The sequence below is a fragment of the Membranihabitans maritimus genome (assembly GCF_021729145.1).
Taxonomy (GTDB): Bacteria; Bacteroidota; Bacteroidia; order Chitinophagales; family Saprospiraceae; genus Membranihabitans; species Membranihabitans maritimus.
In genome coordinates, this window is record NZ_JAJSLW010000004.1 from 183244 (window position 1) to 198739 (window position 15496).

Genomic DNA, 15496 nt, shown 5'->3' on the forward strand with positions numbered 1-15496 from the left:
GGTGTTCTGTTTTATGCATGCAGTACTTCTTTTTTACGCATAATTAAAGAATACTAATCCTGCGATGCTTCTCCAATCCACCTTCGATAATCCTTTTGAGCGTAGCCAGTTCAATACCGGTTCGATTGTTTTCCAAACGGGAAATATAGTGCTTGGTGGTTCCGCTTTTTTGGGCAAGCTGTCCTTGCGTAAGGCCCATTTCTTTCCGGGCTTGTCTGATCATCAATCCGATTTCTCCACAAACTGTACCCCATCGTACACCGAATCAATCTGAAACGTCCGCACCCCTAGTTTACGAAAGTACCGGATATCTCGCAGTCCGCTCAAGAGATAATTTTCACGTTTATATCGAAAGGTATTCACCCCCGGTATTACTTCCATTGACATCGACTGTGCCAACCGGATCATATTGGGAGACATGTCTGCCGCAATATCAAATAAAAAATAGTGACATGCTACATCTTCTCCAGACTTCCATTTTTCAAATATTTCCGGAATGTCATCCACTCCAGCACTAAATCGCACTTGCCCCCAGAATCGATCTCTATGTTTCGATCCAAGAAAAATACATTGCCTCATGCTATGCCTCTTTTCGATAATCTTTTCCAGGTTTTGGTAAAATTCTCCGTCGGGATTACTGGTTTTTATATCCGGCATCAGGTAAGCATTCTCAGGTACGAGCTCAAGGTATTCTTCCAATGTAAGAATAGAGTACCCCCCGTTAAGTGATTCTAGCTTTTTTAAATCCTTTAGTGTAGATTCTTCTATAGTACCATCCACGCCAAATACTTTTTCAAGGTCTTTATCGTGATGGACAACCAATTCTCCATCCATGGTTTCCCATATATCAATCTCCACTCCCGAATAGTCCGGATTTTCAAAGGTTTTCCTGATTCCTTCGGGATTGTATTCTTCATATTCTTCTGAGACAATGCCACCACGATGAGCTACCCAACTGGGATCAGGGTACTTTCCGGTGCGTTCCATTTCGCGAAATACATCTGGATTGTCCAAATTGATCATGTCAATGTCAAATTTCAGACAATATCGATACAATTCAAATTGATCTCCCGGCACATACGGCATCACTTTTATTCCCCGGTCATGCGCTTCCCTGACCAATTCATCCGTCAGGTCCGGAGCCCTTATCTCTACGATGGGAGGACTCCATTTTTCATCTACCTCCTTTAATTCTTCAATATTTGAAATATTTACTTTAAAGTCTAATCCCGCATCTTTTACAGCCTGAATGTCCTCTTTTTTCAGTGTAAAGAAGCAATCCTTCGCAACCCCCCACTGGCGGATTAAGTCAATAAACACTTCAATATCCCCATGCTTAAAATCAAAATAAAATTTGATCTTGCCTTTCATTTCTTTAATTAACTTTTCTACTTTAGGAACCCTCTCTCCTTTATAGGAATGACGATACCAACTTCCAGCATCGAGTTTCACTATCTGTTCTTCTGACAAATCATAAAATTGTCCACTTCCGTCCGTAGTCCGATCAATCGTGGCATCGTGAAAATTAAAGAAAACACCATCCTTATTTTGACGCACATCTATTTCCAGGAAATCCCCTCCCAATTCGGCAGCGAGATGAGCAGCTGGAAATGTATTTTCGGGAGCATGGCGATTAGCACCACGATGCACAGCTACTTCAATATCGCCGGCAAACAGCGTCTGAAAACCTAAATAAAAAGCAATGGTAATAATCAATTTCATAGCGAAAATATTTACCACAAAAGTAAGGTCTTCATCGAATACAAATAATTAATTTTCGGTTAACCTTTCAAATAATAAAACTTTATTCTATTTTAAAACCTTAGAATATAAATACAATATGGTCAACGCAATTAAATCCTATACTTTATCCATAGTCGGTCCTGAGAATGTCGGTAAAAAGAGTTTGATTTCAAAATTTGATACTTCCAAAGACGGTCATTCCCTCACAATTGAAGGAAAAGAATTCCGGATTGAAAGTATTCTTTCTCTTCCCCGTGAAGAAGGCGGTAAATACAGCGAAAATGTAAGCAAGGTAATTAACCAGGTCCGCAAGTCAGATATCGTAATAATGATGGCCGAAATAACGGAAGATTATAAAATTATAGCAGAGAGATTCCACAATCTCATGTTGGCACCCAGGCAAAAAGCAATTATCCTGATCAACAAACTGGATTTAATGGATAATACTTGCTCCGCCTATGATATTGAAGAAGCTGTAAGTACACTTACAGGGCGCACACCTACGGTGGTTTTTTCAACGGAAAAGGACTTGATGGTTAATAAAGTGAAAGAAGCCTTGATTAAAACCATAGAATAAAGGATTCAGTTTATCTTCAATTCCGCATGAAATGGAACATAATAAAACAGTCCATCTTTCATTTCAGTAGTCCTACATTTCAATACAAACTTATTCTCATCTATCCATTTCCCGGCATCGGGAGCCCACCGAACGGGTTCATAACTTCCTAAAAGCTCCAAATGTCCGTTATTGTTTTGGAATAATTGAAATCCATTCCAATTATACCCTGCAGAAATATCCCCACTTGTTGAGATCATGTAGTGACCATCCGGGGAGAAATACGGCCTTCCAAAAAGATGTGTGACTTTACCGGTATTATAATTTACTATGTCGTATCTATTCCCTTCACTGTACTGCACACGGACGGAATAATATCCGTGGTCCCGAAAGAAATATTCAAATGTAAAACTTTCACTATCTGATTTAGGATGAGGGGTAAGAATTATCCAAGCTCCATTACTTAACTTGAGATGAAGTCCTTTTGTGTCTTTTTTGAAAATATCACCATATGTTTTCATTTGATGTTTTTCAATGGCCAAAGCTCTCCTGTAATAATTAGCATTTGATTGGATCAATGTATCTAAAATTTCAGGGGCGATAAAATATTCGTCAAAAGCAACCGGCTCTGTATTCTTTAAAGTGATCTCAACAGTGTCCGAAAAGGTAAGCATTGTATCTAAGGTTTTGGGCTCAAACCACCTGGAATTTTGTTGGGCTTTGGTACTTCCAACAAAATTACTCAAGACAAAAAGAAATAGTAAGAATCTCATTAGATGAAATATAGCATTAATTTTGATAAGGAGTAAAGATAAAGAGATTGCAAAATTTCTAAATTACTGCTTATTTGAACTTTAGAGGAGATCCTTACTTTTCTCAAACCACTCCAAATACCCCTGTACCTGGGAAGCCAGAAAATAAAGGAAGGTTCAGTAGTCGGTATTCCCCTTTTTGAGTAGAAAAGGCATGGTAAATCCGGATTTTTCTGTCGCCTCGGCAATCTCTCTATAAGCAGGTGGATTGGGCTGACAAATTTCTTCGACCATGGCTTTAATGTTAGTATTTGAAACATCAATGTTTATGGGCTAATATTCTCAGTCTTTTGTAATCCGCATACCACTTCCTATCGTGAAATAATTCGGGTTTTACATCTTCCTGTACTTCGTGAATAATTTCAGCGCGATCTTTTTCATCCACACCTGCAAAAAAACCATCCCCAAACATATTCAGCCAATCCATTATCCCTGTCGCTTCATCCGCCAATTCCGTAGGGCGGTCATAATGTTGAGCGACCAATACCCTAAATCCCACATTCTCTAAAACGGCAGCATACGCACCCATAGTCGGAAAATACCAGGGGAAAAAACGGCTTTGCTCCAGATATCCCTTTTTGGAAAGCAACTTTTGCAAAGAATTTGTTATTGTCTCTACATTGCCGTGCCCCCCCATTTCAATAACCAACCTGCCGCCTTCATTCAGGTTATCATACATGCATCTTGCTGCTTCCTTGTATTTCTTCACCCAGTGCAGCGCCGCATTGGAAAATATGGCATCAAAAGGTTTGTCTAATGAGAAATTTGAAGCATCCATAACCCGAAAATCAATATCAGGATAACTTTTCCTTGCATCCTCGATCATTTCAGGAGAATTATCTATTCCGACAACATCTGTGGTGAATTTTGAAATTGCATCAGTCAATTGCCCAGCTCCGCAACCCAGGTCAAGAATACGCTCGTTTTTCTTCGGTTGCAATAGATCGATCAGCCCTCTTCCATAATTGAAAACAAATGCGTGCTTGTTGTTGTAGAAACCAGGGTTCCAGGTTAATGTATGTTCCATGATTAAATTTTTAATTTCAATCCCAACTTACTACTTAATAATCAACTAAATATATCCCTTCTTCACATTCATTACAGAATCTACAAAAGCAATATAATCCATAATTAACTGACAATCAGAAAAATAAAAACAATCATTTTAGGCACTCTAAATTTTAAATAAATTCTTACATTCAGTTATTATGAATCCATTGATCCTAAAACACCTATCCAAAGACCCCATCCTCCAAGAACTAATTTCAAAAACCCCGGAACTCAAGCCCCGGTCCGCACAGCCCTCGGTCTATGAAGCGCTGCTCCGCTCAATCAATTTCCAACAGCTTTCAGGAAAATCTGCTTCCGCAATTCACGGTCGATTTTTAGAATTATTCCCCAATCAATATCCAGAGCCAAAAAGTATTATTGATACACCTCAGGAAATCTTGAAAAGTGCAGGCCTTTCAAGACAAAAACTGGGATACATCCAGAACGTAGCGCACTTTTTTATTGATAAAAACCTGATGAACCACGATTGGCAAAAAGAAACGGATGAAACGATCATTAAACAATTAACGAAAATCAAAGGAGTTGGGCAATGGACAGTCGAAATGATTTTAATGTTTACACTAAAACGTCCCGATGTTCTTCCATTAGATGACCTGGTGGTTAAAAATGGAATGATCGAATTATACAGCGTAAGAGAAAAAGGAAGGGCTTTAAATAAAAAATTACTTGAAATAGCTGAACCCTGGCGCCCATATCGCACAACAGCCAGCAGGTATCTTTGGCAGTGGAAGGATGCAGTGATTTAATATGATTTCAAAATATAAAACTGGCTATAAAGTTCCATTTAGTTCAAAATAATAGTGGGGTAAGTAGCTTTTATAGATAAAATTTCTTCTATTTTTTATACCTTAGGTATTAAGTCACGGCACAAAAAGCGTTCAAATTAGATTGCATTGAATAGCTTACAAAGCATACTGATACTGGCGTTATCAAATAATTATTAAATATTCAAGCACTTCGAAAAACAATTAGAGGGATAGTTTAACAGGCTTTCAACAAGCCGAAATCAAAAGGAGTCTGAAAAATATAAAACAGGGATGTACACCTTCCCAAGAAGAAGGCAGAAATAAATATGGGCTAGAAATTATACTGGTCTGAGGAATCCTTATTGAAATCTGAAAGGCATTCAAATAAAATAAATCTCGACGGTAATCAGATAATACTTACAGAATTAAGACAAATCAACGCAGATACCTTTTATCAAAAATAGTTTACATTTACGCTCGTGGTAAAAAAAGATACAAAAAATACAATGAATACCGCCCTACTGGTATTTTCCCTTTCATCCAAAAAAGAACAGGAGAGAAAGAATCTATCTTTTTTTAGCAATCAGGATAAAAACAGTAAAATTTACGATTTACTTATTTCCCGTACGCGGGAAGTAGCAATGAAAAGTGGCATTGATGTCCTGTGGTTTGATGAATCCGTTCAAAGAGGAAAAGGATTCTCCGAAAGATTAACAAATGCGTTTTCGGATGCTTTTGAAATGGGATACGAGAATGTTATTTCCATTGGAAATGATTGTCCGGACTTATCTGTAAATGACCTTATAAACGCCTCATATCAAGTACAGGAAAAGGGTATCGTATTGGGGCCGGCAACAGACGGTGGGGTGTATTTAATTGGCATCAATAACGCGTTATTCAATCCCTCTGGTTTTAAGGAATTACCGTGGTTAAAAACTAACCTTTTTGCTACAATCCAACAAAAATTAAAAGACCACAATATCGGATTTTATTGCCTTGAAACACACTCTGATATTGATTCCAAAAAGGATATTACATGTTTTATTGCCCATAAGCCCAAATCAATCTTCGCTAGAAAATTACAAAACCTTTTATTTCGACCGAAGATCCAACATGCAAATTTATATCAAAGTTTTAAGTCTGCATTTTACATCTACCACCTTCCTCTCAGGGCTCCTCCAGCCAAATTAAAATCATTTCAATAAAGATCTACCCTCAATAAATCTGCACAAGGGTATTTTCCGTAAGTAACCAATAAGAGCATGTTTAACCAATGATGTCGCTTCGTGGAAAATCCATTAGCAGGTATATAACAATATTAAAAAGGCTCTAAAACTCTTAAATTAAATAATATAATTAGTGTAATGAGAATTATCTTACTATCTATATTCCTATTTCTAATTGAGGTTTCATACGCCCAGGAGGTATACTCTTCCAAACTTATAGACGTCAATAAAGATCCAGTTCCTTTCGCCACAATTAATGAACTTGGCACCCAGAACTATACCATTTCCGATGAGAACGGATATTTTGAATTAAGCATGGGCTCCAGAGATTTCACTCTCCGTATTTCTTCAGTAGGTTATGAAACCATTGACATAACTATTACCAATGGCAATATTCCCGGGGTTATTACATTGAATCTTTCATCTGAAACCATTGACGAAATCGTAGTTACTGCTCTGGGTATCGAAAAAGAAAAACAATCCCTGGTGTCTTCCGTCTCCGAATTGAATTCGGAAGAATTGACAAATGTACCTTCCACTAACCTGGTCAACAGTTTGTCCGGCAGGGTTGCTGGCGTCCAGATCACCAACGGTTCTTCCGGAGTAGGGTCTTCTTCCCGCATCGTCATTCGAGGGGAGAATTCATTGAGTGGTGGAAATCAACCGCTATTTGTAGTGGACGGTATGCCGGTAAGCAACGAATTGATCACAAGTGAATTAACTAATGACGGGGCACTCCAGGAAGTAGATTACGGAAATGGAGGTGCCGAAATTAATCCCGATGATATCGAATCGATTTCCATACTAAAGGGAGCAGGATCAGCAGCACTATATGGAGCAAGAGCAGCCAACGGGGTTGTTCTTATCTCAACAAAAAAAGGCCGGAAAAGTAAAGGATTGGGAATAACTACAAGCAGTTCCATTACGGCTGAAACACCACTCACCCTCCCCGATTATCAAAACACTTATGGCGGTGGATCAAATGGGGAATACTCATTTCAAAACGGCCAGGGTGGAGGGGTTAATGACGGTGGAATCAGTAGTTTTGGCCCCCGTCTCGATCAGGATTTAATGATCGCCCAATTCGACAGTCCCTCCGTAGATGGCAAAGGCAATCCCGTCCGTGCAGGGGACGTCATCGCCCGAACGCTTCCCGATGGAACGTATACACCCATCACACCAACTCCATGGGTGGCACGCCCCGACAACGTTAGAAATTTCCTGGAAACCGGTTTAACTTTTCAGAACAATATTGCACTCAATGCTTCCGGGGAAAAAGGTAGCGCCAGAATTGCCTACAGTAATCTAAGGAATAAAGGGATCATGCCCAATACGGACCTAAAAAGGGACGGATTATCCATTAGCCTTGATCAGAATGCAAATGATAAACTGAGTGTAAATGCATTTTTAAATTACATAAATTCCCGAAGTACAAACCGGCCCAACCTGGGCTATGGCTATGAAAACCCCATGTATGGTTTTATTTGGACAGGTCGACAAACTAATATCCAATCTCTTAGAAATTACTGGCAGGCAGGCCAGGATGGTATCCAACATTACGACTTTAATTATTTGTGGATTACCAACCCCTATCTGACATTGTTTGAAAACACTAATAGTTTTAATAAAAACCGGGTATTGGCCAACGGCTCTGCTTCCTACAAGTTTACAGATAAACTGAGTATCACTTTTCGAACCGGGCTGGACGCATATAATGACGATCGTTCTTTTCGAAGAGCGGTAAGTACCAATGCCAATCCACAGGGATCGTATAGGGAGGATAAAGTAAAATTTAATGAACTCAACCTAAATGCCCATCTTTCGTACCAATCAAAATTGGGCCAGAACTGGCGATATACCCTTGCAGGAGGGGTAAACCGCTTTGACCAGGAAATCAATTACCAGTACTCGGAAGCTTCTCAATTAGCTATCCCGGGGATTTACAGTCTTTCCAATTCCCGGACTCCCTTAAAGGGGAATAGCCAAATATTTGAAAAGAGAATTAATAGTGTTTACGCTACCGGAAATATCGCTATGCAAAACTCATTATATTTTGACCTGACTTTCCGAAACGATTGGAGTAGCACACTTCCTGCCAACAACAATTCTTTTGGTTACTACTCCGCCGGGCTCAGTTATATAATTTCAAATCGGTTGAATTTACCTGCACCTATTTCATACCTCAAATTAAGACTAAGTGCTGCCAGTGTAGGCAATGACACAGAGCCTTATCAAAATGCACAGAATTATCTCTTCAACCAGAATTACGGAAGTAATTTTAAAGTAACGAATGAAACCGTCCTCAAAAATGCCAACCTCAAACCCGAAAGGCTCAATGGTTATGAAGCAGGCATAGAGGCCTGGTTTCTGGAAGACAAAATTCAGGCGGATCTGTCCATTTATCAAAATGTAAGTATTGACCAGATTATTTCCCGGCCAATTTCTTCTGCAGGAGGATTTCAAAATTACAATGTGAACGGAGGAGAAGTTCGCACACGAGGATTAGAAGCCATGTTGAGTGCTAATATTCTCGAAAGCGGTATGTTTACCTGGCAAGCATCTGCCAACTTTATGACTTTCAATAGTGTAGTTACCAGACTCCCGGAAGGAGTTGACCAATTTGTAACGGCTACTGCAAAAATATTTGGAGGTGGAGGTGGTTCTAATACCGTTTTTTACATCGCCCGTGAAAATGGAAGAGTCGGTGATATGTATGGCACAGGATTTGAAGAATTTGAAGGTCAGATTGTTTACGGACCCAACGGCCTTCCTGTACAGGATGGGAATCTGAGATTGCTTGGCAATTATAATCCTGATTTCATATTGGGATTAAAAAATAAGTTCAGTTATAAAAATTTGACCCTTTCGCTATTACTGGATTGCCGAAAAGGAGGCACCATAGTATCCCGGACAAAAGCAATAGCCAGCACCTCGGGTGTGCTCAAAGAGACCTTAACGGGCCGGGAAGAAGGAATCGTAGGTAAAGGCATAGTTAATATTGGAACTGATGAGAGTCCTGAATATGTGACTAATACAACTTCCGTCAGCGCCAGTCAATTTTACAACAACTTTTACGACCGGGGCAATGAGGCAAGTGCATTATACGATGTATCCTATCTAAAACTCAGAGAGGTGAGTCTGTTTTATAGCCTCCCAGATAATGCCGTAAAAGCTATTGGGTTTCAGCATATAAGAGTGGGGATTGTGGGAACAAATCTTTTATTATTTACGGAAAACCCGCATTTTGACCCCGAACTTAATGCCTTTCAGGAGCGAAATATAATCTACGGTGTTGAAGATATTTCCTATCCATCTACCCGAAGTTTTGGAATCAGTTTAAAGACCCAGTTTTAAAAATCAATTCATGAAAATCTATATTTATAAACTATCTATATTATTTTTTATTATTTATGCTTGCACCTCCGGGTTTGAAGAACTCAATGAAAACCCAAATTCCCCTCAGCAAGTGCACCCCCAGTTTCTATTGACCAATGTCATTTTCGAAGCTGCAGACATGAGTACTTATGATCAGGGGTTTCGCTTGGCAAATTATCTTGCACAGTTTGCTGCCAGTCAGGAATTTGAAAGAATTGACCGGTATGAAATGGGGGGCAATAGTGCTTACTGGGATCATATTTTCAGACTATTATCTGACATCCGATCTATCAAAGAACTCGAAGGCACTAATGATGCATACCAGGCTGTAGGCGATATAATGGCTAGTTATCTATTTTCTCAACTCACCGACCTATGGGGTGATGTCCCTTATACCGAAGCTATTCAAGCAATCGATGGAAACTTCTCTCCCGAGTACGAGACACAGGAAGCCATTTATACGGATCCGGAGACCGGTATTTTAGCAGTGCTTGAAAATGCAGCTAATACACTGGAAAACACTTCATCTTCTATTAATGGGGACATCATGTTCGACAACGACCTGGATCTTTGGGTACGATTTGCTAATTCACTAAGGCTGCGATACCTCATAAGGATCAGTAAGCGTCTTCAGGATTACTCCGAAATTCAGGACCTTGCCCAATCCGGAAAACTCATTTCATCAAATGACCATAATGCGGTAATTCCGTACCTCAGTTCTGCACCCAATCAATGGCCTATGTCAGAAGCAGCACTCGGTCTTTACCAGGAGCACCGCATGACACGTACGGTAGATTCGGTATTAAGTTTGTGGAATGACCCCCGAGTAGAGGTGTTGTACAAACCAACCGAACAAAGTGTCGTAAATGGGAATCCGCAATACAAAGGACTCCTAAATGGCCAAACCCGGGAAACGATTAGTGCCAAAGGCATAAATTTGAGTGATATTTCGCTTTTCGGATCAATCTTCAGGGATGTACCAGACGGTATAAACGCCCAATATATGCAGTATTCTGAAGTACAATTTGCATTGGCCGAAGCTGCTGAGAGAGGATTTATTCCGGGTAATCCTGAAGATTACTATAAAGAAGCTATACGCGCCAGTTTTGAATACTATGGCGTAAGAATTCCGGAAGACTACTTAGAACAAAGTGCAGTAGCCCTGGACGGGAACGAAAATCTTACAAAAATTCTAACTCAAAAATGGCTTTCTTTGATCGGAATAGGGCATGAAGCCTGGTTTAATATCCGGAGAACAGGAATTCCCTCTGTAAAACCCGGACCAGACAATCTCAACAATGACCAATACCCGGTTCGATACTTGTATCCTGAGTCTGAGCAAGCAACAAATGCAGAAAATTACCAGGAGGCAGTTAGCAAGATCGGCGGAGATAATATTAACACCAAAGGTTGGTGGGAAAAATAAAATATACGGATGGATAAATCTTTAAATACTCTAAAATATACTTATCTACTTATCTTTTTCGCTGGATTTATTATAGCGGGAAGTTCCTGTAGTAATGAATCTCCAGATATACAGAATCAACTTTTAGGCAAAGACTGGGAGTATATCGCAGAAGAATCTGAAGGGACGACAGTCAATTTTATGATGTGGCAGGGAAGTCCTGTGATTAATAATTACATAAACAACTATCTTATTCCGGAGGTCCGGAAACGATTTAATATCGATCTTAGAATTAGTGGCGGTCAGGGCGCTGAAATAGTGCAATTAGTAATGGGAGAAAAACAGGCGGGTATATCAAATGGAGAAATCGATATGGTGTGGATAAATGGGGAAACATTCTTCCAACTCAGAAAAATTAAAGGCCTTTGGGGACCATTTGTTGATAAACTTCCCAATGCTCAATACATTGACTTTGAGGATCAATACATCAATACTGATTTCCAGCAACCGGTAAATTATATGGAATGTCCCTGGAGTATCGGCCAGTTCGCTATGGTCTATGATACCTCTAAAATAGTCTCACCACCTTCAAATCTCCGGGAATTAGCATCGTATGTGAGAAAATATCCGGGTACCTTTACAATATCAAATGATTTTACCGGAATGACTTTACTAAAAAGCTTCCTTGCAGAACTCGGAGGAGGGACTAATAGCCTTAACGGCCCATTCAACGCTGAAAAATACAACGATCTTTCTTCACAACTCTGGCACTATATTAATTCAAATAAACAATACTTTTGGAAAAAAGGCACCACCTTCCCCAAAGAACAATCGAAAGTCAGTCAACTTTTTGCCAATGGAGAATTGTATATTGACTACGGTTTTGGGGAAGGAGGAATAGAAGAAAAAGTAAAAAGCGGATTATACCCAAAATCGACCCGGGTCTATCCATGGGACAACGGTACCATAAAAAATACTAATTACCTTGGAATTCTATCCAACAGTCCCAACAAAGCCGGAGCTATGCAAGTCATCAATTTTATGATTTCGCCTGAGGCTCAATTCGAGAAATCGCATGCAGACGGTATGGATGCAAACCCGGTGATTGATATAAACAGGTTGCCGGTTGAATGGCAAGATTCCTTCAATAGTGCTTCGGGCAGAAAATATGGGCCGGCTCTGAGGGATTTAGAAAATTATGCATTTCCGGAGCCTGCACCTGAGTATATGATACGATTATATGACGATTTTAGAAAAAAAGTAATTGAAAATTAGCAAGCACCAACTAGGAATAGTATTTTTTATTCTCATAGGAGTGGTACCTTTTTTTGGGGCACTACTATATGCTGTACTATACAGTTTTGGGATAGTTGGTATCCTAAATGAAGGATTCACATTTCTCTTTTGGAAATCCGTGTTTCATTCCGGAGATTTTGTAAAATCACTCGGCTATAGTATGTCTATTGCCCTTGTATCTGTAATTCTTTCGGTTGGTGGCGCGTTATGGTTAGCAATTAACTTTACCAGGAATTTCCAATCCAGGTTCTTTTCTTTTATAATATATCTGCCACTGGCGATTCCGGGAATTGTAACTGCTTTTTTTACTTTCCAACTCCTATCAAAAGGAGGGTTGTTTTCTCGGATTTTTCATCGATTAGGATGGATTGAAAGTGCCTCCGGATTTCCTGACCTGGTCAACGACACTTATGCCATTGGAATCGTATTGGCTTTTATCACCCTGGTTTTACCTTTCTTTCTATTACTTTTCCTCAGTGTTTATAAAAATGAAAATATCGAGCAATTATCATCCCTGGCCAAATCACTGGGAGCTAATTCTACTCAGGTTATTCGTCGGATCATTGTCCCCATCCTCCTGAAAAAAACCTGGATCGTTATCGTTTTGTATTTTATATTCTTACTCGGATCGTATGAGGTCCCCCTTATTTTGGGACAAGAACACCCCCAAATGCTTTCTGTATTAATAATCCGTGAAATCAAGCAATACGATCTCACGAAAATATCAGAAGGTTACGCTATTGCTGTGATGTATACGATAATGGTTTCCCTGGCAGCTTTGATTTTATTTTTACCAAAGAAAAAGATCAGCCATGAAACCTAAAAGTAAACATATATTTCTTGTTTTTTTGACCATTTTGATATTCTTCCCATTCATATTTTTGGTGTTGTTATCGATGGCTCCGGAATGGCGATTTCCCAATATCCTCCCCCAATACTTTGGTCCGGACAATTGGCAAACCATACTCCGATCGGAAACAGGCCTGTTACATAGCTTTTTGATTTCCCTCCTGATATCGTTATCTGTCGGAATAGTATCTACATTGTTCGGTTTTCTGATAAGCCGATCCTTGTATTACCACCCCCAAAGAAAATGGCTAAATCTATTTACCTACTTCCCATACATACTTGCTCCTGTCGTTTTTGGTGCTTGTTTGAGTTTCTTTTTTTTGAAAATGGGAATATTTGGAAATATCACAGGAGTTATAATAGCGCAATTTTTGATAGCTTTTCCATATGCTCTGATTTTTTTTAGCAGCTTTTGGAATAAAAAAATAAAAAGCTACGAAGATTTGGTTGCTACGCTAGGTGGGAATCAATGGCAAAAATATTCAAGGGTTTTATTCCCACTGGCAAAAAGCATGCTGTTAATATGCTTTTTTCAAACCTTTCTGATTTCGTGGTTTGAATATGGACTCACTTCAATTATAGGGGTGGGGAAAGTCCAGACCCTTACCATCAAGGTATTTCTATTTATTAAGGAGGCAAATTACTATTATGGTGCCATTAGCAGCTGCCTCTTGATATTTCCCCCCGTTTTACTTTTGTATATTAACAAAAAATACGTGTTTAAAAACAGGGTATAATGTTTCTCGAAATAAAAAACATATCAAAAAGCTATAAAAAGGAAAAGGTGGTTAAAAATCTGAATTTTTCCCTGGACGCCAACCTAACGTTAAGTGTTCTGGGTAAATCAGGGTGCGGAAAAACCACAATGCTCAAAATCATAGCCGGCCTGGAGTCTTCGGAGGAAGGGGAGATATTCCTCGATGCCAAAAATATTACCCGGGAAAAGGCTGAAAAAAGAAATACGATTTACTTATACCAGGAAGACTTGCTATTCCCCCATTTAAATGTATTTGAAAATATTGCTTTTGCCCTTCATATTCGCAAATTACCGGAAAAGGTAATAATTACGAAAGTTAAAACAATGCTTGATAACCTCGAACTGAGTGGTCAGGATCATAAAATGCCCAACGAGTTATCCGGGGGGCAAAGACAACGGGTTTCATTTGGCCGTGCCATTATCTCCAATCCGTCATTACTTCTCTTGGATGAACCTTTTGGGAGTCTGGATTCTTTAACCCGAAATAAAATGCAAAAACTGTTTAAGAATTTGTCCCGGAAATACAACATTACTTCCATTTTTGTAACACACGACCTAAAAGAAGCACTTTTGATGGGAGATCAAATTGGTTTAATGAAGGAAGGCAATCTGAAAGTATACGATTCAAAAGAAGAATTTATTAATGATCCCGGAACAGGTGTTCAGAATGAAATCCTTTTTTGGGATAAGCTCAAAACCGGTGAATCGGTAGAAGAAAACAATTCAATATGACAAAACAAAAAATATGGATCGATACGGATTTATCCGTTGGCATGAAACGGCATACACGGGAAGGGTACTGTGATGTAGATGATGGATATGCTGTTCTCCAACTTATGAAATCCCCGGAAGTAGATATTATCGGAATCAGTGCCGTATTCGGCAATACGTTAATCGAAAATGCATATGGACTATGTCAAAAAATGGCCGGATCATTTGCTTCCAACAATATCCCTGTATACAAAGGAGCTAAAAAAGCGATTGACCTGGCTAGCGTAGAATCCAATGAAGCAGTGGATGCCCTGTATGATGCGCTGAATAAGCAAAAAATGACAATAATGGCTATTGGCCCAGCCACCAATATCGGTTTGTTGCTGCTTACGTATCCGGATGTCAAGTCACAGATTGAGAAAGTTGTCCTTGTAGCCGGCCGAAGAAAACCCACCGATTATTTCAATATTGGCAATCAAGGCAACCGCGCCAGGGATCTCAATTTTGATCTTGATAATAATGCTTTTCGGATTTTATTTGAAAATGAGGTTCCGGTAGTCCTTTGCCCATTTGAAATATCAAGTAAAGTATGGATCACGTATAAAGACCTGGATCAACTGGACGACGGAAGCCCAGCCAATGCCTGGCTCACTGAGGCTTCTGGTCCCTGGCTCCGACAATGGCAGGAACTTGGCGCCCCCGGATTCAACCCTTTTGATGTATTGGCCAGCCATTTCATCATTTTCCCCGGCGATATAATTTTTGATTCTTTAAACGCCCGTCTGGAAATTCACCCTGATGACACACTGGGAAATGACAATTCTACGGGGTACAAACAGTACCTGATCTGTGATAAGGGTCCGGGATATCCTGTCACGTATTGCTATGATGTAGTGAAAGGCTACCATGATAAATTGATTAGAACCTTTTTAGATTAAAAAACAATATA

14 protein-coding genes are annotated in these 15496 nt (G+C 39.5%); 10 read left to right on the top strand and 4 right to left on the bottom strand.

Annotated features, from left to right (window positions below):
* Positions 1-43: 43 nt before the first annotated feature.
* Together LVD47_RS06040 and LVD47_RS06045 are read right to left on the bottom strand one after the other, a co-directional pair.
* Positions 44-223, bottom strand: a complete 180-nt coding sequence (locus LVD47_RS06040) for a helix-turn-helix domain-containing protein (RefSeq protein ID WP_236974662.1) — start codon at positions 221-223, stop codon at positions 44-46.
* Complete coding sequence (locus LVD47_RS06045; protein WP_236974663.1) at positions 223-1722, bottom strand: glycerophosphodiester phosphodiesterase; 1500 nt, start codon at positions 1720-1722, stop codon at positions 223-225. Before LVD47_RS06045 ends, LVD47_RS06040 begins: the two co-directional genes overlap by 1 nt.
* Before the next feature lie 118 nt (positions 1723-1840).
* Here LVD47_RS06045 and LVD47_RS06050 point away from each other — a divergent pair, with 118 nt between their 5' ends.
* On the top strand, positions 1841-2320 hold the full coding sequence (locus tag LVD47_RS06050) for a P-loop NTPase family protein (protein WP_236974664.1): 480 nt from the start codon (positions 1841-1843) through the stop codon (positions 2318-2320).
* 5 nt (positions 2321-2325) lie between these two features.
* On the opposite strand, the gene LVD47_RS06055 is transcribed toward LVD47_RS06050, so the two are convergent.
* Together LVD47_RS06055 and LVD47_RS06060 are read right to left on the bottom strand one after the other, a co-directional pair.
* The gene (locus LVD47_RS06055) at positions 2326-3072 is read right to left on the bottom strand and encodes a hypothetical protein (protein ID WP_236974665.1); all 747 of its coding nucleotides are present in this window, start codon (positions 3070-3072) and stop codon (positions 2326-2328) included.
* A gap of 298 nt (positions 3073-3370) precedes the next feature.
* Positions 3371-4138, bottom strand: coding sequence for a methyltransferase domain-containing protein (locus LVD47_RS06060; protein WP_236974666.1), 768 nt, complete (start codon positions 4136-4138; stop codon positions 3371-3373).
* Between the two features lie 181 nt (positions 4139-4319).
* Between LVD47_RS06060 and LVD47_RS06065 the strand changes: the two genes are divergently transcribed.
* The 9 genes from LVD47_RS06065 (at position 4320) to LVD47_RS06105 (ending at position 15485) form a co-directional block, all read left to right on the top strand.
* On the top strand, positions 4320-4928 hold the full coding sequence (locus tag LVD47_RS06065) for a DNA-3-methyladenine glycosylase family protein (RefSeq protein ID WP_236974667.1): 609 nt from the start codon (positions 4320-4322) through the stop codon (positions 4926-4928).
* A 506-nt stretch (positions 4929-5434) separates the two neighbouring features.
* A complete protein-coding gene (locus LVD47_RS06070; RefSeq protein ID WP_236974668.1) occupies positions 5435-6133 on the top strand; it encodes a TIGR04282 family arsenosugar biosynthesis glycosyltransferase in 699 nt (232 codons plus the stop codon).
* A 159-nt stretch (positions 6134-6292) separates the two neighbouring features.
* Positions 6293-9508 (top strand): SusC/RagA family TonB-linked outer membrane protein, encoded by a 3216-nt coding sequence (locus tag LVD47_RS06075; RefSeq protein WP_236974669.1) that lies wholly within the window; start codon positions 6293-6295, stop codon positions 9506-9508.
* A gap of 10 nt (positions 9509-9518) precedes the next feature.
* Positions 9519-10955: a SusD/RagB family nutrient-binding outer membrane lipoprotein gene (locus LVD47_RS06080; RefSeq protein WP_236974670.1), complete on the top strand. Its 1437-nt coding sequence runs from the start codon at positions 9519-9521 to the stop codon at positions 10953-10955.
* A 9-nt stretch (positions 10956-10964) separates the two neighbouring features.
* A complete protein-coding gene (locus LVD47_RS06085) occupies positions 10965-12209 on the top strand; it encodes an ABC transporter substrate-binding protein (protein WP_236974671.1) in 1245 nt (414 codons plus the stop codon).
* A complete protein-coding gene (locus LVD47_RS06090; RefSeq protein WP_236974672.1) occupies positions 12199-13053 on the top strand; it encodes an ABC transporter permease subunit in 855 nt (284 codons plus the stop codon). The genes LVD47_RS06085 and LVD47_RS06090 overlap by 11 nt, the downstream gene beginning before the upstream one ends.
* Complete coding sequence (locus tag LVD47_RS06095) at positions 13043-13816, top strand: ABC transporter permease (protein WP_236974673.1); 774 nt, start codon at positions 13043-13045, stop codon at positions 13814-13816. The genes LVD47_RS06090 and LVD47_RS06095 overlap by 11 nt, the downstream gene beginning before the upstream one ends.
* Positions 13816-14568, top strand: a complete 753-nt coding sequence (locus LVD47_RS06100; protein ID WP_236974674.1) for an ABC transporter ATP-binding protein — start codon at positions 13816-13818, stop codon at positions 14566-14568. The genes LVD47_RS06095 and LVD47_RS06100 overlap by 1 nt, the downstream gene beginning before the upstream one ends.
* Positions 14565-15485 (top strand): nucleoside hydrolase, encoded by a 921-nt coding sequence (locus LVD47_RS06105; RefSeq protein WP_236974675.1) that lies wholly within the window; start codon positions 14565-14567, stop codon positions 15483-15485. The genes LVD47_RS06100 and LVD47_RS06105 overlap by 4 nt, the downstream gene beginning before the upstream one ends.
* Positions 15486-15496: the final 11 nt, after the last annotated feature.

Excerpts from the sequence above, each read along its gene's own strand:
- LVD47_RS06100 (WP_236974674.1), top strand. The coding sequence starts at position 13,816 with ATGTTTCTCGAAATAAAAAACATATCAAAAAGCTATAAAAAGGAAAAG.
- LVD47_RS06050 (WP_236974664.1), top strand. The coding sequence starts at position 1,841 with ATGGTCAACGCAATTAAATCCTATACTTTATCCATAGTCGGTCCTGAG.
- LVD47_RS06095 (WP_236974673.1), top strand. The coding sequence starts at position 13,043 with ATGAAACCTAAAAGTAAACATATATTTCTTGTTTTTTTGACCATTTTG.
- LVD47_RS06055 (WP_236974665.1), bottom strand. The coding sequence starts at position 3,072 with ATGAGATTCTTACTATTTCTTTTTGTCTTGAGTAATTTTGTTGGAAGT.
- LVD47_RS06065 (WP_236974667.1), top strand. The coding sequence starts at position 4,320 with ATGAATCCATTGATCCTAAAACACCTATCCAAAGACCCCATCCTCCAA.
- LVD47_RS06045 (WP_236974663.1), bottom strand. The coding sequence starts at position 1,722 with ATGAAATTGATTATTACCATTGCTTTTTATTTAGGTTTTCAGACGCTG.
- LVD47_RS06060 (WP_236974666.1), bottom strand. The coding sequence starts at position 4,138 with ATGGAACATACATTAACCTGGAACCCTGGTTTCTACAACAACAAGCAC.
- LVD47_RS06080 (WP_236974670.1), top strand. The coding sequence starts at position 9,519 with ATGAAAATCTATATTTATAAACTATCTATATTATTTTTTATTATTTAT.
- LVD47_RS06070 (WP_236974668.1), top strand. The coding sequence starts at position 5,435 with ATGAATACCGCCCTACTGGTATTTTCCCTTTCATCCAAAAAAGAACAG.
- LVD47_RS06040 (WP_236974662.1), bottom strand. The coding sequence starts at position 223 with ATGATCAGACAAGCCCGGAAAGAAATGGGCCTTACGCAAGGACAGCTT.
- LVD47_RS06085 (WP_236974671.1), top strand. The coding sequence starts at position 10,965 with ATGGATAAATCTTTAAATACTCTAAAATATACTTATCTACTTATCTTT.
- LVD47_RS06105 (WP_236974675.1), top strand. The coding sequence starts at position 14,565 with ATGACAAAACAAAAAATATGGATCGATACGGATTTATCCGTTGGCATG.
- LVD47_RS06075 (WP_236974669.1), top strand. The coding sequence starts at position 6,293 with ATGAGAATTATCTTACTATCTATATTCCTATTTCTAATTGAGGTTTCA.